The sequence below is a fragment of the Sorangium sp. So ce1153 genome (assembly GCF_051521595.1).
Classification (GTDB): Bacteria; Myxococcota_A; Polyangia; order Polyangiales; family Polyangiaceae; genus Sorangium.
The window spans coordinates 12,530,863-12,549,634 of record NZ_CP150361.1 but is presented as its reverse complement, the minus strand read 5'-3'; the positions used below and the strand labels follow the sequence as shown (position 1 = coordinate 12,549,634).

Sequence of the window (18,772 nt, the reverse complement as noted above, 5' to 3'; positions counted from 1 at the left end):
GCGCACCTTCCGTGGAGGTGTCGCCATTTCCCGTCGTCTCGTTCACAGCCGTCGCCGCCGCGCTCCGGCACGAGGGGCTCGACATCCGGGCACGCTCGGAGTACGCGAGGACCGCTCACGGAGAGACGCAGGTGCGCAGTGGACCACGAGACGGGGAGCGATATCGAGCCTGGCTCCAGCGCCGCTGACGCGCGGGAGGCCCGCCACGCCGCCGAGGCGAGCCCATCGCCGGAGTGGACGGAGGCGCCGTCGACCCGGCCGCCCAGCGCCAGTGAGGCGATTTGCCCTGTCTGTCTCGAGCGCATCACCGCCGGCGTCGCCCTCTGCCCCGAGTGCCGCGAGCCGACCGACGCGCCGAAGAGGTCGGTGCGCGCCCCCTCGGTCCCTGACGCCCCCCCGGACGCGAGCTGGCTCTCCCTGCACTGGCGCCCGCTCGTCACCCTGGGCGCGATCCTCGCGCTCATCAGCACCGGCGGGGCGCTGCGCTACCTGGCGCCCGGCCGGTTCTCTCCGTCGCGGGCCGCGTCGCCGGTCCCTCCCCCGGCCCCCGTGTGCGGGGCGCCGTGCTGGAGCGGCGAGGCGTGCCAGCTCGGCCGCTGTGTCTGGCAGCGCCCGAACAACGTCGGCCACCTGGTCGACGCGCCCACGATCACCGGGCCCTTCTCGCTCCCCAAGGACGCCTTCGACGCGCTCCCGCTCGACCGCGACCGCTTCGCCGTCGCGCTGCACGCCGGCCTGGAGGTGCGCAGCTCCAGGACCGGCGAGGCGCTGAGCCTCGTCACCGAGGCGCCCAACGTGCGGCGCCTCTACCGCGTGGGCGAGGTCGTCTACGCGACGGCGCCCTCGCGCATCTACGTGATCGACGCCGCCACGACGCGGCTGCTCAAGACGATCGAGCTCGGCGAGGCCGTGGGCGATGTGGTCGTCGGCGCCTCGGGGCGGCGCGCGCTCGCCTCGCTGCCGGCGGCGCACGCGGTGGCGATCCTCGCGACCGAGTACCACGCCGAGATCGAGCGCATCCAGTTCGGCGACGACGCCGTGGGCCCGGTGGCGGTCGACGACAGCGGCACCCGGGCGATCACGACGACCGGCCAGCTCCCGCTGCCCGGCCAGCGCGAGCCGGCGTCGGGTGGTGTCGCGTATCCGTTCGACCCGAGCCGGCTCGGCTCCGAGCAGGATCGCGTGCGCACCTCGATGGTGGGCAACCCGGCCAGCGCGCTGATGAGCCCGGACGGCTCGGTGGGCTTCGTCGCCCTCCGGGCCGAGAACACGCTGGTGCCGCTCACCTGGCTGCCGTCGGGCGCGGTGCGGCAGGAGGCGCGCATCACGACGTGCCGCGAGCCGGAGCAGATCGAGCTCGTCCGGAGCGACAGGCGCGCCGTCGTGCGGTGCAACGAGGGGCGCGCGCTCCAGGTCTTCGACCTGTCGAAGCGCGAGCTGATCCGGGCCGTCACGTTCCCCGGCCGCGCGCTCGACATGGCCGTCGCGCCCGACGGCGCGCAGGCGGTCGTCGCGCTGAGCGGCGACGCGGCCGGCTCGGTGGCGCTCGTCGATCTGAAGAGCTACGCGGCGACGGTGCATCCGCTCGGCGGCGAGCCGACGCGGATCCGGCTCGCCCCCGACGGCGGCTCGGCGCTCGCGCTCGGCGATCGCGCCAAGGTCGCATGGGTGCTGCAATGAGCGAGCGACGCGTCCCGTGCCCGACCTGCGGCGCCCGGATCGTCGAGGGCGCGCGCAAGTGCCGCGCCTGCAAGGCGTGGCTCGGCGAGCGTCCCCGCGGGTCTTCCGCGTCGCTCTCGGGCCGCGAGCCGCGCCTGGCGCGGGCCGCCGTGTCGGTGGCGAGCGGCGTCGCGGCCGTGATCATCGCCACCGTGACCAGCCTGAAGTCGCCCGTCGGCGAGGCCCCGCCGCTCACGGCGCTCACGCCGGAGGGCGCCGCGCCGCCGTCCGGCGTGGCCGACGACGCGCCGAACCCCGCGGCGTTCGGCCCGGACAGCCCGGAGGCCGCGCCGCCGCCGCCGTCCGCCGACGCGAAGGGCCGCTGGCGCGCCCGCGAGTTCCGGATCGGCGACGTCCATCCGCTCGACGTCGTCTTCAACCCGAGCGGCACGTCGATCTACGTCAGCGCCGACGACGCCTCGCTGCGCGAGTACACGATCCAGAGCGGCGAGCTGATCCACAAGGCGTCGATGCCGGCGCAGGGCGACCACATCCGGCTCCTGTTCGACCGGTACGTCGCGGTGCTGCGGCACGAGGACGCCGCGCGGATCCCGGTGATGGACACGACCGCGTGGGACCGCGATCCGGTCCTGCTCGACGTCGGCCGGACCCCTGGCGACATCGTGGCGTTGCCGGACGGCAGGACGGTGGTCGCGGCGACGACGGACACGAAGCGCGTGACGAAGTTCGAGCTGCCGACGGGGGTGCGGCTCTCGAACATCACGCTGCCGCACGCGACGGGGCAGCTGTTCCTGGTGCAGGCCGAGGGGCGCCCGTACATCGCGGCGCTCGGCGCGCTCACGCACGCGGGCCGGCCGGCGGGCGCCTGGATCGACCTGTTCGACCCGAGCGAGTCGCCGTTCGGCGCGACGCGGCGGAGCATCGCGGTCGGGCGCGAGCCGCGCGAGGGCGACATCACCAGGGACGGGGGCGCCGTGTTCTTCCCGGATCGGCTGTCGAACACGGCGATCTTGCTGAGCGTCGCCGGGGTGACCGAGACGAGGAAGGCGCCTGTCGGCGTCGGGCCGACCGCCGGCTTCCTGCTCGACGAGGACCGGTACGGCATCACGCTCAACGCCGAGGGGCGGACCGCGAGCGTCATCGAGCTCTCGACGATGGCGGTGAAGAGCACGCTGCCGCTCCGCGGCGAGCCGCGGACGGGGGTGACGTCGCCCGACCGGAGGACGCTCTTCGTTGCGCTCGGCGGGGCCCAGTGGCCGCCGGCCGGCAGCGGCGTCGCGGTCATCGCGGGCGACCCGCCGCGGGTCGTCGCGTCGCTGCCCACGGGCAAGGGCGCGTGCGCCGTGGCGGTCTCGAAGGACGGCGCGCGGGCGGTGGTCGCCTCGTACTGGGACCGCTCCATCACGGTGCTCGAGCAGCAATAGGCGGCGGTAGCGCATGCGCACGGGGAACATCCTGGCGCTGATCGGCGTCGGGCCATGGTCGTGAGCTCCTCGCGTCTCCGTGCCTGTCTCCTCGCGCTGGCGGCGTTCGCCGCCTGCCGCGGCGGCTCCGGCGCCCCTGACGCCGGGCCAGCGCCGGCCCCCGGCGCCGACGCGGCCGCGCCGGCGTCCTCCGTCGCGCCTGCCCCGGCCGCGACCGTGAGCGCGACGGCGGCGGCGAGCGTGGCGGCGCTGGATGCGGGGGCGGCGGCGGACGCGGCCGCTGCTCCGGACGCGTCCGCGGCGGCACCGGACGCCGCAGCGCCCGACGCCGCCGCGGACGCGGCGGTCACGGCCGCGGCGCCGGACGCGGGCTGCAAGCTCCGCCGGGGCCCCCTCGCGCTGTCGCTCCGGGGCCCGGCCCTGCTGTGGGCCCCGGACGACGCGGCGCGCGCGGATCTCCGGGTGATCTTCAACCGCGACGGCGTGGCGCAGCACGTCACGCCGGCGTTTGGCGCGCTCCTCGGGCCGCTCTCGCCGCGCCAGGAGTCCTCGCCCGACGCCGGGACGGGCAGCGCCTTGCTCGACGCCGGGGCGGGCAGCGCCGAGCCGGCGCGCGCGTCCTGGCCGGCGTGCGAGGTGGCCTCCGGGTTCGTGTTCTGCATGGATCAAGGCGGCACGATCCGGAGGACGCCGCTGGCTGGCGGGGCGGCGCCGCCCCTCGGCGCCGGGCGGCGGGGCACGCCGATCTCCGCCGTCTCGCTGCCCGGCGGGCGCACGCTCCTCGCCTTTCTGTCGGATCGGAAGACGAGCGAGGGGGCCGTCACCCAGGCCTTCGCGGTGCTCGACGATGGGCCTGCCGTGCCGCTCTCCGCGGAGGGCAGCGGCGCGACGTTCGTCGCCCTGTCGCCGTGGAAGGGGGGAGCGCTCGCGATGTACATCGACGCGCGGTCGGCGCTCACGCCGGTGCACGCCCGCACGCTGGGGCTCACGGCGGGGGGGAAGCTCGAGCTCGGGCCTGACGCGGTGCTCTTCGTCGGAGACGCGGGCGAGTCGCGGATGGGCGGCGCGCTCGCGCGCGGGGCCGACGGGCCCGCGTACGTGCTCCTCCCGGCGGCGAAGGACATCTCGGCGTTCGGCATGGCGGCGATCCGCATCGACGATGCGCCGCGCGACGACATGCCGGCGGTCTGGTCGCTTTATCCGAACGGCCTCAGCCCCGCGCCGATCGCGGCCACGCAGGGCGTCACGCCGATCCACGTGGCCCGGGTCCGGCCGATCGCGCGCGAGCCCGGGGCGCGGCACGCGCTCGAGATCGGGCAGCTCGACGGCGAAGGGCGGTTTCAGGCGCGCTGCCTCGCCGTGGAGGGTAAATCGTTCAAGCACGTGGCGATCGAGGCGGACCGCGACGGCTCGCTCTGGCTGGCGTACACGACCAGCGCTGGCACCTTCGTCGAGCAGCGCGCCCTGGGCCCGTGAAGGCCGCGCTCAGGGCAGCTCTCGGTGCTCGTCCCCGCGTCCTGCAGAAACCGAGATCGACGCGCCGGCCTACCCGGAACAAGGAGGTATGAGAAGATACCCCATGAGCGCGCCGCCACGTTCTCCCCTCACGGCCGACAAGATCCGACCGGGCGATCCCTACGAGCTCTCGGAAGGAGAGCTGGTCGCGTGCTTGCCGACCGGGGAGCGCGGCGGGCGCGGCAACCTGGTGGGCGGCTCCGTGCTGGACACCGATCCAGCGGTCGAGTCTGCCGGTGTGGATGTGGGCGTCTCCGTGCGCCCGGACATGCTCCGGGCGCCGGACATCTCGGTAGGGAACGTGCATGACAAGCCCGGCTGGGCGAGCGCGGCGCCGTCGCTCGCCGTGGAGTACGCGGATACGGGGCAAGACGAGGGAGAGCTGCAGCGCAAGATCGTCGAGCTCCTCGCGGCCGGCACGCGCTGGATCTGGGTTGTCCGGCTGAGCGGCGCGCGGCGGGTCGAGGTGTACGAGGCGGGCGCGGGCCTGGCCGCTCGTGAGGAGCCGTCCCCGGCGCGCTCGCCATCTGGCGGGCGCGCTCGGCGGCAGCCCGCGCTGAGTCCGGCGCGGGTGGCATACCCGGGCGACGCGCTGGAGGCGCCGGGCGTGCTCAAGAACGCGGTGCCCGTCGAGGCGCTCTACGATCGCGAGGCGGCGCACGAGGTGACCCTGCGCAACCTGCTCCAGCGCAAGGGGTACGAGAGCCTGGCAGCGGTCCAGGCGTCGGGGCGCGAAGAGGGCCTGCGCACCGGTCTCCGGGACCTGTGCGAGCTGCTCGCCATCGAGCTCTCCCCCGAGCGTGAGGCGGCGCTCGGCGCCATGAAGGAAGCGGAGCTGCTCGCCCTGCGCGAGCGCCTCAAGCGCGAGCGCCGCTGGCCGTAGGCTCGCGCCCGCTCGCTCACTCGCTCACTCGCTCTCGTATGGAGTCGAGTCGAGCGGACACGCGGCAAATCGCCTGCTCCCTCCGGGCGTGCGCGTGTCCCCGCCGGTGGAGACTCCCGCGCTCCCGGTTCGGTCGAGCACATGAATCCGATCGATCCACGCCCCCTCCCTGTCCCGCGATGTGCGCCAGGGCCCTTGTCTCAGGGCACGACAGCGCGCCGAGGCGGTTGCGTCACTCCCCCTCCTGGCGTAAGCCAGCCCCGTGGATCCACGATCCACTCCTGTCGTAAATCTTAAGGAGCCGAGATGAAGCTAGATTACGTGCCCACGGGCATTTTATGGCCCCTCGTATCGCTGATCGCCCTCGGCGTTGCTGGCTGTGGCGACGACGGCAGCGGCGACTCCGGCGGTGGGACGGAGAGCGCCTCGACCGCCACCGGCGGCCAGGGCGGCGCCGGCGGCGGCGGGGTCACCGCGACGGGCACGGGCGCCGGCCCGGGCAGCTCCACGACGACCGGCGCGACCTCGACGAGCACCGGCGAGCCCGGCAGCACGACCGGCGCCACCACCGCGGCCGCCACCACCACCACCACCGGCGCGGGCGGCGCTTCCGCGAGCTGCGGCTATCCCGCGGAGTACGCGGACGGCTCCGTCACCTTCTACACGCTCGACATGGGCTCGACCGAGGTGAACTGCAGCTACCAGATCACGGGGAGGAACCCGGACATCGTCGCGCACGTCCCGTTCGGCGGGGGCCAGTACTTCGCCGCCATGAACACCGCGGACTACAACTCCGCGGCCATGTGCGGCGCGTGCGTGGAGGTCACGCGGGACGACGGGCGGAGCGTGCAGGCCATGGTCGTGGACCAGTGCCCGATCGCCACGAACCCGAAGTGCACGGCGGGCCACATCGACCTCAGCAAGAACGCCTTTCTCAAGGTCGGCGAGGAGCGCGAGGGGTATGTGGGGACCACCCACGGCGGCGCCGGGGGGAAGATCTCCTGGCGCTACATCCCGTGCCCGACGACCAGCCCCCTCACCTTCCGCCTCAAGGACCCGACGAACCGCTACTGGAACGAGATCATCGTCGAGGGGCACGCGCACCCGATCGAGAAGCTGGAGGTCGAGATCAACGGCACCTGGCAGACGGCCACGCGTCAGTCGTACAACTACTTCGTTGTCGGCGACGGGAACATGGGGGCTGCGCCGTACCATGTCCGCGTCACCGACATCAACGGCTCCACCCTGGAAGCGATGCTGGACCTCAAGGCCGGAGACCAGCCCGCCAGCGCTCAGCTCCCCGCCTGCCACTGACCGCCCGCCAGCGCTCAGCTCCCCGCCTGCCACTGACCGCCCGCCTGCCGCTGACCGCCCGCCAGCGCGCCTCTCCCGGGGGCGCGCGCCGGGGCCGCTCGGCCGCGGGGCAGCGCCTCGTCCCACCGCAGCCGAGCGCGCCTGCCGCGCCAGCTGGCCGCCATCTCAGCTGGTAGGATGGCCGCCGCCCGCGGTCAGGACGTATCGCCGGGCTCTCCAGGAGAACGCCGTGCAAGACCCTCGCCCCGCCCCGTCGCTGCTCACCATCGACGACTTCGAGCGCGCCGCTCGCGCTCGCCTGTCCAGGATGGCCTACGACTACTACCGATCGGGGGCCGACGAGGGCCGGACGCTCCGGGAGAACCGCCGCGCCTTCCGCCGCCTCGAGATCCACTACCGCGTGCTCGTCGACGTGGCCGAGCGCGACATGAGCACGACCGTTCTCGGCACGACGGTGCCATTCCCCGTCCTCGTGGCGCCCACGGCCTATCAGCGCCTCGCGCACCCCGACGGCGAGCTCGCCTCCTCGCGGGCGACCTCGGAGCTCGGGACCATCTTCACGCTCTCCACGCTCTCGACGACGAGCCTCGAGGCGGTCGCCGAGGCGTCGCCAGGGCCGAAGTGGTTCCAGCTCTACGTCCACAAGGACCGCGGCCTCACGCGCTCTCTGGTCGAGCGGGCCGAGGCCGCGGGCTATCGCGCGCTGATGCTCACCGTCGACACACCGCTCCTCGGCCGCCGGATCGCGGACGTGCGCAACGGCTTCGCGCTGCCCGAGGGGCTCGTGATGGCGAACCTCCTCGACGCCACGGCGGGCGTGCCGGCCGCGGAGAGGGGCTCGCTGCTCGCGGCCTACGTCGCGTCGCGACACGACGCCTCCCTGACCTGGCGTGATGTCGAGTGGCTCGGCTCGCTGACGCGGCTGCCCATCCTGCTCAAGGGCATCGTCCGGCCGGACGACGCGGTCCGCGCGCTCGGCTCCGGCGCGGCCGGCGTCATCGTCTCCAACCACGGCGCGCGGCAGCTCGACGGCTCACCCGCGACGATCGAGGTCCTCCCCGCCGTCGCCGACGCGGTCGCCGGGCGGTGTCCGGTGCTGATGGACGGCGGTGTCCGGTGGGGTACGGACGTGCTGAAGGCGCTCGCGCTCGGCGCCCGCGCGGTGCTGGTCGGGCGGCCAGTCCTGTGGGGACTCGCCGCGCTCGGCGGCGAGGGGGTGGCGCGCGTGCTCGCGGCCCTGCGCGATGAGCTCTCGATCGCCATGGCGCTCGCGGGCTGTCCTACCCTGGCATCCATCGATCGCGACCTCGTCCGGTGGGCCCGGCACGCCAGGCCCACGTAACGTAAATGGATACCTGAGTCGCACGAGCGCGGAGTTTTCCAAGGTTGGTGCGGTCACACGCGCTGTCACACGCAAACTCCCGCTGGATTGCTGCGCTTCCCGGAATGTTCCCGGGATGAACGCGTCTTCGACGAAAGAAAAGGTGGCGGCCATTCGACCTCGCCCGTAGACTCGCCAGCTGTGAACAGCGCTGTACCTGCGAGGGAGCGGTGGCGGGGGCTCTTCCGGCGGGACGCTGGGCCCTCAGGGGAGGTATCGGGGCCGGGGCTGGCGGACCCGACCATGGGGATTCGCCTCCGGCGCTTCGCGGGGCCGGCTGCTTACCTCGACCAGGTGTCCTCGCTGCGCATTGCCCACCTGACCGATCAGCACGTCGGCCGGGTGACGTCGGTGCGGGTCCAGCGCGCGGCCGTGGCGCTGACGAACGAGCAGCGGCCCGATCTGGTGGTGCTCACGGGCGACTTCGTGTGCCACAGCCAGCTCTACCTCGATCAGCTGGAAGAGGTGGTGCGCGGCTTCGAGGCGCCGGTGATCGCCGTGCTGGGGAATCACGATCACTGGTCTGGCGCCGACGCGGTGAAGCGCGCGCTCGAGCGGGGAGGCGCCGCGGTGCTCTGCAACGCGAACACGGTCATCACGCTGGGCCATGAGCGGCTCCAGGTGGTGGGGCTCGACGACGCCTACACCGGCCACGCGTCGCGCGAGAAGGCGGTGAAGGGGATGCGGCGCGATCTGCCGACGCTGGGCCTCTCGCACATCGCCGAGGAGGCGGACGGGCTCTGGCGGCACGGCATCCCGCTGGTGCTCTCGGGCCACACGCACGCGGGCCAGGTCACCGTCGCGCGCCTGAACGAGCTCTCGATCGGCAAGATCGCCGGGCACCGGTACATCCACGGGCTCTACGGCACGCGCAAGCGGGCAGAGCCCGGCCAGGGTGCGGTCTACGTGGGCGCGGGGATCGGCGCGGCGGTGATGCCGCTGCGGCTCGGCGAGCGCGGCCAGCGCGAGGTCGCGATCTTCGAGCTCGGCAGCGAGCCAGGGTCGTTCGACGAGCACCACGCCGAGCAGGTGCCGCACCAGGGGCGCAAGCCGTCGCCGGAGCTCCTGGCGAGCCGGGCGGCGCGCGTGGCGAGGAACCGCGAGCGGCGGGCGCTGGCGGTCCGGCGAAGCCAGGGGAGCGCCGGCGGCGGAGAGCCGTAGCGCTGCGGCGCCCGAGGTCGTCCCTCGCGGCGGAGAGCCGTAGCGCTGCGGCGCCCGAGGTCGTCCCTTGCGGCGCGGGGGTCGTGCCGAGTGGTCCGCCGACGCTGAGCGCGCGAGCACGGAGACGAGCTGGAGGGCGCGCCGCGCCTCAGCACGCGAGCGCGCTGGCCGGGCGTGATTGTGAACGCCCACAGAAGCGCATCCCTCGCTGGCTGAGCGGCGGGCTGGTCGATCGAAGTTGACACCGGATATGTGAACGTTCACAATGCCGGCCGGCAGTCACGCTCTTGCTTCGCTCCGGATGGGCCGTCATGCATCCAGGAGACGGTCATGAAGTAACGGTCGGTCGTGTCGCTGACCGAGCGCCACCCTTTCTACGAGCACATTGCCGGCTCCAGGCCGGCCGAGTGCGAGCTCATTTCCAGCTGGTACTCGAAGCAGCACCTCTACCTCCTGCAGGAGATGGAGAAGGTCGACATGGGCGGACGCTCGTTGCCTGACGAGAGCGTCGCCTTCTTCGGCTCCGAGACATTCTCCGGCGCATGGCCGGTCAGCGGCCCGCGGTGAACGCTGCTATCTTGGCGGGCAAGAGCGAGGAGCGATGGAATGAGTGAGACAAAGAGAATTCTGGTCACCGGGGCGGCAGGCAAGGTAGGCCAGGCCTTCATCCGCAGGTTCCTGTCGGAGCCCAGGTTCGAGGACTGGAAGGTCCGCGCGCTATGTCACAACCGCGTGCTGGAGCGGACGGCGCGCCTGGACGTCGTACGCGGGTCGATCGAGCACAGCGCCGTGGCCAGGGAGGCCGTGGAGGGCGTGAGCCACGTGCTGCACCTGGCGACCAGCAAGGAGACGCCCGAGAGCATCATGGACGTGGCCATCAAAGGCATGTTCTGGCTGCTCGAAGCGTGCCGCGCCAGCCCTGCGTTCGAGCAATTCATCCTGATCGGGGGCGACGCCGGGATGGGCCACTTCGTCTATCCGCACCCCACCCCCGTCACGGAGGCGCAGAAGCACAGCGCCTACCCGGGGTGTTATGCGCTCTCCAAGGTGCTCGAGGAGGTCATGCTCGAGCAGTACTACCTCCAGTACGGGATGAACGGATGCTGCCTGCGCGCGCCGTGGATCATGGAGAAGGACGACTTCAAGGCCCAGCTGTCGTTCGGGGACGACGTGTTCGGGGGGCCGAGGTGGCGCGACCTGGTCGGGGCCGAGGCGGCAGAGCGTTACGTCCGCTCAGGCGCCGTCCCGGTGATGCTCGACCCTGGCGGCAAGCCGGTGAAGCGTAACTTCGTGCATGTGGAGGATCTGGTCGCCGCGATCCTCAAGGCGATCGATCACGAGAAGGCGCGGCAGCAGACCTTCAACATCTGCATGGATGAGCCGGTGGACTACGGCGAGCTGGCGTCTTACCTGGAGACCACCCGGGGCCTGCCGAGCGTGCGGGTGAAGACGCCGTACCATTCGACCTGGCTGGACAACACGAAGGCCAAATTCCTGCTCGACTGGCGGCCGCAGTACAACCTGGCGCGACTCGCGGACGCCGCCTTCGACTACGTGCGCGCGCCAAACGATCCGCGGGTCACGTGGTACCCCGGCTGACGAACGAGACGACGGCCGGCGGTACGGTGTAGGTCACGACACCTTCATCATCGACATCATCGACCCTACCACGAACGTGCCAGTTCGGAGCGTCAGCTCGCGTGCAGCGCCCGGCCGAGCGCCGCCTCGAACCTGGCGCGATCGCGGTAGATCTCGATCCCGCCGACCGCGATCTTCATGAGCCAGGCCCCCATGGTCACGACCGTGGCCGCGACGAGCACGTGCTCGGTCACCGACGCGCTCGCCCGCACGGCCCGGAGGTACTCGACGAGCCGGACGCGAACGACCGAGTCATAGCCGGTCACGCGCGTGCAATCGACGAACTCGTCGATGTGCCCGTGGAGCGCCACGCCCTGCAACGTGGGCTTGACGAGGTTGACGAGGAGCGGAGCGTCGATGTGCCCCGCGAGGCGGTAGTAGATGACGTGGCGGCCTGGATAGGCTATCTCGACGCTGCCCCGCTCGGATTCATGGCGGACATCGACGGGAAGTGGCGAGTCGTGCATGTCGTCCTCCGCGCCTCACGCCGCCCGGAGGTCCAGGAGGTCGACGTGGAGCGCCGCACCCCAGGTTACGCGACGCGATCCGCGGAAGCGAGCGTCCTGTGACGATCGCGACCGGCTGGCGCGGCGGCAGGGCGCACTGCAGGTTTCTCCCCGCGCTGTAGCGCTGGTGTTGCGGGCAGAGGAGCGATGGAACAGCGCGCGCCCGAGGGGGAGCGCCGCCGGACGCGGCCAGAGGCGGCCGCGCCGCGGCGCGCGGAGAGCCCGGAGGGGCGATGTCAGGCACGCGGGGCGCGGGGCGCGGGACCGATGGAGAGCAAGGCGGGCCGATGTCCCTCACTCGACAGGCGGGCTCGCGCACGAGCCCCGCTGATCCACCGAGATCCCGCTCGCGGCCGCGACGCAGGCGTTCGAGTACGTCTGGCCATCGCAGCCGCACACGGGCGCGAGCTCCTTCGTGCAGACCTCGGGCTTCTCCGCGCAGAGGCCGGACGCGTCCGCGCGCCCGCAGATCGCGTCGGGCGCGTACTTGCAGTAGAGCCCCTCTCCGCACACGCGCGGCCCTCCCAGGGTGAAGCCGCCGCAGCTCTCGTCGAGCCCCACCACCGTGGGGCCGCACTCCCCGAGGCTCTTCACGGAGACGCCGGCCATCGCCGCGACGCAGTCGTTGCCGTACGTCCGGCCGTCGCAGCCGCAGACCGGATCGTAGTCCTGCGTGCACGCCTCGGGCACGAACTCGCACGTACCGCTCCTGTCGTAAGCGCCGCAGTTCGCCTCGGGAGCGAAGTCGCAGTACAGGCCCTCCGCACAGCGGATGCCCGCGATGCCCCCGCACATGGCGCCGGGCTGCGCGACGGGCGAGCAGACCCCGCCGGCGCAGGAGAGGCGGAGCTCGAGCTCGGCGACGGCGCGCGGAGCGGCGATCTGCACGACGTACGCCCCCGTGCCCTGGCTCCGCCACGTCGCCGAGGCCGCCCGGGTGCCCCTGATCGGCGGGAGCTGCCGCAGCTTCCCGTCGCTCGTGACCTCGTAGAGCTTGAAGGCGACCGCGGCATCCCTGGCCCCGGCGATCGCGCGCAGGTCGAGCGTGATCGTCCTGCCCGGATGGCTCGTGAAGTGCGCGTAGACAGCGTCGCCGCGGTCCACCGTGAAGCGGTTCTCGTGATCGAAATACGCCGGGACAGCCGCCACGTCCCTCAGCGTGAGCGTGTCTTCGACTGTCCCTGTCTCCTCTGGATCTCCGACCTCGGCATTGTCCGATGATGCCGTGCAGCCGGCGAGCGTCATAGCGAGAACAGCACCCAGAACATCCGCCATCTTCATGATCGTGAAAACTCCTCGTGAAGAGACGGGCCCAGCGCTCCGGGCGTCTCCTCGGAAATGCGAATCGCGCGCGAACAGGGCAACGCGCTGCCGGAGGGCGAGCTGCGTCGGTCAGCCAACCGTCAGCCGACCGTCAACCACCAGGCCAGCCGGTTGCTAGGACCCGATGGCGGGCCCGTCAATCACCGCCGGAGAGCGCGGTGCGAGCCGCCCTCGCGGCGCAGCGGCCATGAGCCCTGCGTCTCTTTGCGATATCGCTGTGTCCTCCATACCGCCGAGCTCTCGCTCGACCTGGGGTGGTAGTGCGTCGATATGTCCACACTCCAGCGCCTTGACGATCGCTCTCCTCATTCATCCACGTGCATCCACGTGATCAGCTCTCATCGACTCGACATCTGCTCCTTCATGCGGTTGCAATCAGCGTTCCCCGCGAAGAGCGATGAGCCCGCTCGCCGCCCTCTCTCCGGCGCCGGGCAGCGAGGAGCGCGGCGGTCATGGCGTATTTTTCACGCCGGGGCGGGGCTCCGGTGGCGAGAAGGCAGCGCGCACACCCTGTTCCCACATCACACGCGGCACTGAGGCGTTCCGCCACACAGGGGCGCTCACCGTACGACCGCATCCCTCTGTGCGGGGCAGTTTGCTACGCGGAAGACCTCGAAGGGCCGCCGGCCGAGGCGTGGTCGTCCTCGGCTCAGCCCTTGTGATGTTGACATAAGCGCTCGGTCGCTCGCCCGGAGCGGGCGGGTGGAGCGCAGTCGCGCACGGCGCCGCGCGCGGCCAGGCCAAGCCAGGCCAAGCCAGGCCATGCCACGCAGGCCAGACAGAACAGACAGAACAGAGGGGAAGGGCAGAGGCGCGCGCTCGGGGACGCGGGCGTTCGTGACAGCCGCATGGCGACGCCCCTTGCTTTCGCTGCGCGGGCGCGGCTAAGTCTTGATCTGCTCGAATGGTCCGTCCCACCGACAAGACCGCCAACAACCGCACCCCTCGGGAGCTGAACCGCTCCCTCGTGCTCGATCTCGTTCAGGAGCACGGCCCGATCTCCCGCACCAACCTCGCGCGGCTGAGCGGGCTGACCAAGCCGACGGTCTCGGCGATAATCGAGGAGCTCCTGGAGAGCGGCAGCGTCCGCGATGTCGGGACCGAGTCGCGCGGCGGTCGCCCGGCGCGGCTCCTCGAGTTCAACGACGAGAGCGCGGCGTACCTCGGCATCGAGCTCGGCGTCGAACAGACGGCCGTCGCGGTGGCGGACGCGCGCGGGCGGCTGCGGGCGCGGCTGGAGCACCCGGCCGTCCAGCGCGATCCGCACCGGACTGTCCGCGACGTGGTCGAGCTCGTGCCGAAGGTGTTGCAGCTCGCCGGGGTGCCGCGAAAGCGGCTGCGCGGCGCGTGCGCCATCCTACCGGGGCTCGTCGAGCGGCCGAGCGGCGTCTGCGTGCTCGCGCCCAACCTGGGCTGGGAGCGGTTCCCGCTGCGCGCGGAGCTCAGCCGCGCGCTCCGCATGCAGGTGCCTGTGTACAACCTGCCTCAGGCGGCGGCGGTGGCGGAGGGGCAGCTCGGCGAGGCGCGGGGGCACGCGTCGTACGCGTGGGTTTATGTCGGGCTCGGCGTCGGCGCGGGTCTCGTCGTCGATGGGCGCCTGTTCTTCGGGATGCAGGGCTACAGCGGCGAGATCGGCCACTGCCGCGTCGCCGACGACGGCCCGCCCTGCGGCTGCGGGCGCCGCGGCTGCCTGGAGACGTTCACCTCGGTCATGGCGCTCCGGCGCGCCTCCGAGGCTGCGGCCGCGCAGTCGGACCTGCTCGCCGCGCTCCCCAGGCCGCACGCGGTCGCCGCCATCGGGAGCGCGGCGCTCGCCGGCGACGCGAGCGCCCGCGCGGTCTTCCACGAGGCCGGCAGGCAGCTCGCGCGCGGCATCGCGTTCCTCCTGAACCTGCTCAACCCGCAGCTCGTCGTGCTGGGCGGCGAGCTGCTCGCCGCGCCGGAGGTCCTCCTCGCCGGCGTGCGCGAGGAGCTGCCGCGCCACGCGGTGCGCGCCGGCGAGGTGCCGGTCGTCGCCTCTCCGCTCGGCAGCGAGGCCGGCCTGCTCGGCGCGGTCCTGCTCGCGCGCGAGGGCGCGGTGCGCTCGTTCCGGCTCGTGCCCGACGGCGTGCTCCAGGACAGCGCGCCGTAGCCGCCCGCCGCGCGCCTCTCCCGCGCGGCCGCGTGCGCAAACGCAAAAGGGAGCCTTTGTCAAGAGACTTTCCCAACCCGGCGCCGGGGAGCGGGCGACCCCGGGGCTCGCCCGCGGCGCGGGGGCGCGCTATCCGGTGGGCTCATGAGCAACGTCGAGCTGATCGAGCGGCTGTACCGGGCTGTCCGGGAGAAAGATTACGAGTCCTTCCGGAGCGTGTGCGCGCCTGACATCGAGTGGATCCAGAACGAGGGGTTTCCGAACGGGAAGAGTCACCGGGGTGTCCAGGCGGTGGTGACCGACGTCTTCGAGGCGTTCGGGGGCGAGTGGTCCACGTGGCGCTTCGCCGTCGAGGAGGTTCTGGACGCGAGCCGCTCGGTGATCGTCCTGGGGCGCTACGAGGGCGTCCACAGGAAGACGGGCAGGTCGTTCACCTCGGCCGCCGCGCACGTCTATGACATCGAGGAAGGCAAGGTCCGGCGGTTCCGGCAGTTCGCCGACACCAGGGTCATCTGGGACGCGATAGGCTAGAACACCGATCACGTTGAAACCCGAAGAATTTTTCACAGGGAGGCGGGGAGGCGGGGAGGAAGAAAAAAATGAAGTTCTTTCTCTTGCCGTCTCTCGCTCCCCGCCTCCCCGCCTCCCCGCCTCCCTGTGAAATTCCTGCTTTTTCTCGTGGTTTCAACCCGTTTGTCGCTCTAGGTCGCTGCACGGCGGAAGAGAGGGAGCCGGCGCTCTCTCGCGGTGGCCTCTGTGGTTCTGTGCTCTTCAGAACGAGAGAGAATTGAACCGCCAAGAGCGCCAAGGACACCAGGAGAGAGGTATATAGATTCTTTTTCTCTCTATCCCTGTCTCCTCTTGGCGTCTTGGCGGTTCTTCTTCTCTTCATGTCTTCATCCCGCCCACCGCCGCCCCGAGCGCCGCTACGCAGGAGAAGCGCGCTCCCCGCCCGCCGCGCCGCCGACGGCGGAGGTGGAGCCGGCGCGCCCCTCGGCGAAGAGCGGCGCGAAGGCGCGGCGGTCGTGCCAGGTGAGAGCGCCGAGGAGGCCGAGCAGGATCACCGCGTTGACGCCGGCGCGGTGGTCGAGCAGCAGGTGGAACAGGGCGATGTTCACCACGACCGGCCAGAGCAGCGCCAGCGCGAGAGGGCGGCGGCGGTCGAGGAGGAGCAGGACGGCAGCGGTTAGCTCCACGGCCTTGACGGCATGGACGTAGCCGCTGTCGACGAGCAGCTGCGTGAACGGATGGAGCGGCTCGGGCACGGGCACGATGCGCACGAATCCGTTGATGCCGCCGAGCAGGACGATGAGGCCGAGGGCGATGCGGGTGGCGTCGACAGCGCGAGGGGGCATGGGTCCTCCTGGGTTCAGGGGACCACCCTGCGCACGGACGCGGCCGGCTCTTGTACGAAGTGGCTGCGGGCGATGGCGCCCGGCGTGCGACCCAGCGTGGCGACGATCGCGCGCGCCAGGTGCGCCTGATCGTGGAAGCCGCCGGCGAGCGCCGCCCGCGCCGGCGCGATGCCGGCCACGAGCGCGCGGACGGCCGACATGACGCGCAGGAAGGTCACGTAGTCGCGCAGCGGGTGGCCGAAGGCGTCGTGGAACAGGTGGGAGAGCCGCGAGCGAGACAGGCCCTCCGCGGCGGCCAGCGGGCCCAGCGGGGGGCGGTCCGGGGCGTGCTCCGCGAGGCGGCGCATGGCGCGCAGCACGCGGCGGTCGATCTGCAGGCGCGGGCGCGACGCGCCGCCCGGCGCGAAGGCGCGGGCGCAGGCGGTCATGAGCTCGCGCGCGGCGGCATGATCGAAGCGGCCGCGGAGCGCGTCGAGCGCCGCGCCGCGCACCCGCTCGGCCTGCGCCCCCTCGAGCACGACCACCCGCCCGCGCGCGGCCGCCTGCGCGCCGGCGCCGAGCCCGTCGGGCGGCAGGAAGGCCGTCACCGTCGCGCCGGGCGAGCCGACCGCGTGCGCGACGCCAGCGCCGGTGAGCACGGGCGCGCGCACCGCGATGGGCCGCTCGCCCTCGCGCTCGACCTCGAGAGGGCCGTCGACGGGCACCACCAGCTTCACCAGGTGGAGCGCATGGCGGCGCGCCGCCCCGGCGCCCTCGACGACGTGCACGCCGCCGCCGCCAACCAGCGCTGTGTGCTCGCGAGCCGTCACGGCCGAGAGCGAACCACTCGGACGCAGGCGGCGCAAGCGATCCTCAGCAGCGGTGACGCGCCCGCGAGCACCTGAATCGGCAACGAGACGAGGCGCGCACGCGTAACCATCACGCGAGCACGTCGGTGCCTCGATCCTCCATTGACGAAAAGTAACGAAAACTGTCGTCAAGGCTGGCAGACCCGCGCCGGGTCCGGGTAGGATCGACGCCAGTTGGAAGCGACATCACGGCGGATTGGGGCCGCCGGGATGTTGGCGCCATCGCCTCGTGCCGGAGGACTGGACGCATGGACAGTTATCTTAAGCATTGTATTGTCGGTTCGATATTTCTCATCGTCGTGGCGATTTCTTCGTGTGAGCGTCCGAGCCACCTCGGGGGGAGCTGCGAGTCGACGGCCGACTGCGAGTCGGACACCCAGTACGCGCCCGGCACGGAGTGCGCGGACGGGGTGTGCACCTGCGTCCAGGAGGGCCACACGCTGTGCTGTGAGCCCGAAGACACGGCCCCTGACTGCTTCCTCGCCTGCCGTCCCTGCAGCGAGTGCCAGGAGGGCTGGTTCAGCTGCGCGCCGGGGACGGCGGGGACGGCGTGCGACAACGACGCGAAGTGCGCCGGCCCGCCGGACCCCCGCTGCGGCGCGGGGCGGTGCGTGGAAAGGGTGTGCCAGGTGGACATCTACCCGGGCCCGCTGCCCTCGCAGGTGCGGGGCGACTGCGCGCAGCTCGAGTGCACGCAGGCGGGCGAGGTCGTGGTGACGGCGGATCCGGCCGACATCTACAACGACGGCAACCTGTGCACGTCCGATGTCTGCTCGGCGGAGAGCAGGCCTGTCAACGTGCCTTTCGACAACGGCATCAGCCTCATGGCGCTCTATGCGGTCGACCAGATCTGCTACGAGTCGCACCCGTTCGACTGCATCGTCGAGGACGACCAGTGCGGGTCTCGCCGCATCTGTGTCCCGACCGTGGGCGCGCAGCACGGCGGGGGCTTCTGCGCGCCGAGCCACTGCATCAACCTGCGGCGCGACACGGACGAGGCCGACGTCGACTGCGGCGGCATCTGCAGGCGGCCGTGCGAGGACGGATCGCGGTGCGCCGCCCCGCAGGACTGCATCTCCGGCGTGTGCCTCGGGAGCCCGATGACGTGCCAGAGCCCGACCAATTCCGACGGCGTGCGCAACGGGTCCGAGACCGGCGTCGACTGCGGCGGTCCGTGGTCGCCCTGCCCGCCGGGCGAGGGCTGCGCGACGGGCGCGGACTGCGAGGCCGGCGTCTGCTGGGCGGCCGTGTGCGAGGAGCCCACGTGCATCGACGGGGTGCGGAACGGCGGCGAGCTCGACGTGGACTGCGGCGGGCCGGCGTGCACGGCGTGCCCGCGGTAACGACGACCGGGTGTCGTTGACGCTGCCGCGTCGAGGGGGCATAGGGGCGAGATGCGCAGACTCGCCATCGAAGGAATGACCTGCGGTCACTGCGTCCAGGCGGTCTCGAAGGCGCTCGCGAAGGTCCCCGGCGTGACGCGGGTGAGCGAGGTGAGCCTCGAGCGCGGAGAGGCGATCGTCGAGGGGAGCGCGGCGGCCGAAGCGCTCGTCGCCGCCGTGGCCGAGGCCGGGTACGAGGCGCGCGACGCCGGCTGACGCCGCGGTGCGGAG

17 protein-coding genes are annotated in these 18,772 nt (G+C 72.2%); 13 read left to right on the top strand and 4 right to left on the bottom strand.

Annotated elements, in window-relative coordinates; genetic code table 11:
• The first annotated feature begins 138 nt into the window (after positions 1-138).
• The 9 genes from WME85_RS45665 to WME85_RS45625 all read left to right on the top strand — a co-directional run bounded on the left by WME85_RS45665 (position 139) and on the right by WME85_RS45625 (position 10,957).
• A complete protein-coding gene (locus WME85_RS45665) occupies positions 139-1,680 on the top strand; it encodes a YncE family protein (RefSeq protein ID WP_437830676.1) in 1,542 nt (513 codons plus the stop codon).
• Positions 1,677-3,104: a hypothetical protein gene (locus tag WME85_RS45660; RefSeq protein ID WP_437830673.1), complete on the top strand. Its 1,428-nt coding sequence runs from the start codon at positions 1,677-1,679 to the stop codon at positions 3,102-3,104. The genes WME85_RS45665 and WME85_RS45660 overlap by 4 nt, the downstream gene beginning before the upstream one ends.
• A 54-nt stretch (positions 3,105-3,158) precedes the next feature.
• Positions 3,159-4,580 carry a hypothetical protein gene (locus tag WME85_RS45655; protein ID WP_437830670.1) on the top strand — a complete coding sequence of 474 codons (1,422 nt, stop codon included), beginning with the start codon at positions 3,159-3,161 and terminating at the stop codon, positions 4,578-4,580.
• 103 nt (positions 4,581-4,683) lie between these two features.
• Entirely contained in the window at positions 4,684-5,502 is an 819-nt protein-coding gene (locus WME85_RS45650; protein ID WP_437830668.1) for a Uma2 family endonuclease, read from the top strand.
• 306 nt (positions 5,503-5,808) lie between these two features.
• Positions 5,809-6,816 (top strand): expansin EXLX1 family cellulose-binding protein, encoded by a 1,008-nt coding sequence (locus WME85_RS45645; protein ID WP_437830665.1) that lies wholly within the window; start codon positions 5,809-5,811, stop codon positions 6,814-6,816.
• 229 nt (positions 6,817-7,045) lie between these two features.
• A complete protein-coding gene (locus WME85_RS45640) occupies positions 7,046-8,158 on the top strand; it encodes an alpha-hydroxy acid oxidase (protein ID WP_437830661.1) in 1,113 nt (370 codons plus the stop codon).
• A gap of 282 nt (positions 8,159-8,440) precedes the next feature.
• Positions 8,441-9,358 (top strand): metallophosphoesterase, encoded by a 918-nt coding sequence (locus WME85_RS45635; protein ID WP_437830658.1) that lies wholly within the window; start codon positions 8,441-8,443, stop codon positions 9,356-9,358.
• A gap of 348 nt (positions 9,359-9,706) precedes the next feature.
• Complete coding sequence (locus tag WME85_RS45630) at positions 9,707-9,925, top strand: hypothetical protein (RefSeq protein ID WP_437830655.1); 219 nt, start codon at positions 9,707-9,709, stop codon at positions 9,923-9,925.
• Positions 9,926-9,964: 39 nt separating this feature from the next.
• Positions 9,965-10,957: an NAD-dependent epimerase/dehydratase family protein gene (locus WME85_RS45625; protein ID WP_437830653.1), complete on the top strand. Its 993-nt coding sequence runs from the start codon at positions 9,965-9,967 to the stop codon at positions 10,955-10,957.
• 92 nt (positions 10,958-11,049) lie between these two features.
• Here WME85_RS45625 and WME85_RS45620 read toward each other — a convergent pair whose 3' ends face one another.
• Complete coding sequence (locus WME85_RS45620) at positions 11,050-11,463, bottom strand: hypothetical protein (RefSeq protein WP_437830651.1); 414 nt, start codon at positions 11,461-11,463, stop codon at positions 11,050-11,052.
• Between the two features lie 333 nt (positions 11,464-11,796).
• A complete protein-coding gene (locus WME85_RS45615; protein WP_437830649.1) occupies positions 11,797-12,783 on the bottom strand; it encodes a Kazal-type serine protease inhibitor family protein in 987 nt (328 codons plus the stop codon).
• 946 nt (positions 12,784-13,729) lie between these two features.
• Between WME85_RS45615 and WME85_RS45610 the strand changes: the two genes are divergently transcribed.
• Positions 13,730-14,956, top strand: coding sequence for an ROK family protein (locus tag WME85_RS45610; protein ID WP_437830647.1), 1,227 nt, complete (start codon positions 13,730-13,732; stop codon positions 14,954-14,956).
• A 144-nt stretch (positions 14,957-15,100) separates the two neighbouring features.
• A complete protein-coding gene (locus WME85_RS45605) occupies positions 15,101-15,487 on the top strand; it encodes a nuclear transport factor 2 family protein (RefSeq protein WP_437830645.1) in 387 nt (128 codons plus the stop codon).
• A 395-nt stretch (positions 15,488-15,882) separates the two neighbouring features.
• Here WME85_RS45605 and WME85_RS45600 read toward each other — a convergent pair whose 3' ends face one another.
• Together WME85_RS45600 and WME85_RS45595 are read right to left on the bottom strand one after the other, a co-directional pair.
• Positions 15,883-16,311 (bottom strand): membrane spanning transport protein, encoded by a 429-nt coding sequence (locus WME85_RS45600; protein ID WP_437830643.1) that lies wholly within the window; start codon positions 16,309-16,311, stop codon positions 15,883-15,885.
• Positions 16,312-16,325: 14 nt separating this feature from the next.
• Positions 16,326-17,120, bottom strand: a complete 795-nt coding sequence (locus WME85_RS45595) for a helix-turn-helix domain-containing protein (protein WP_437830641.1) — start codon at positions 17,118-17,120, stop codon at positions 16,326-16,328.
• Positions 17,121-17,407: 287 nt separating this feature from the next.
• Between WME85_RS45595 and WME85_RS45590 the strand changes: the two genes are divergently transcribed.
• Together WME85_RS45590 and WME85_RS45585 are read left to right on the top strand one after the other, a co-directional pair.
• On the top strand, positions 17,408-18,502 hold the full coding sequence (locus tag WME85_RS45590; protein WP_437830639.1) for a hypothetical protein: 1,095 nt from the start codon (positions 17,408-17,410) through the stop codon (positions 18,500-18,502).
• 51 nt (positions 18,503-18,553) lie between these two features.
• A complete protein-coding gene (locus tag WME85_RS45585; RefSeq protein ID WP_436620227.1) occupies positions 18,554-18,757 on the top strand; it encodes a CopZ family metallochaperone in 204 nt (67 codons plus the stop codon).
• Positions 18,758-18,772 lie beyond the last annotated feature (15 nt).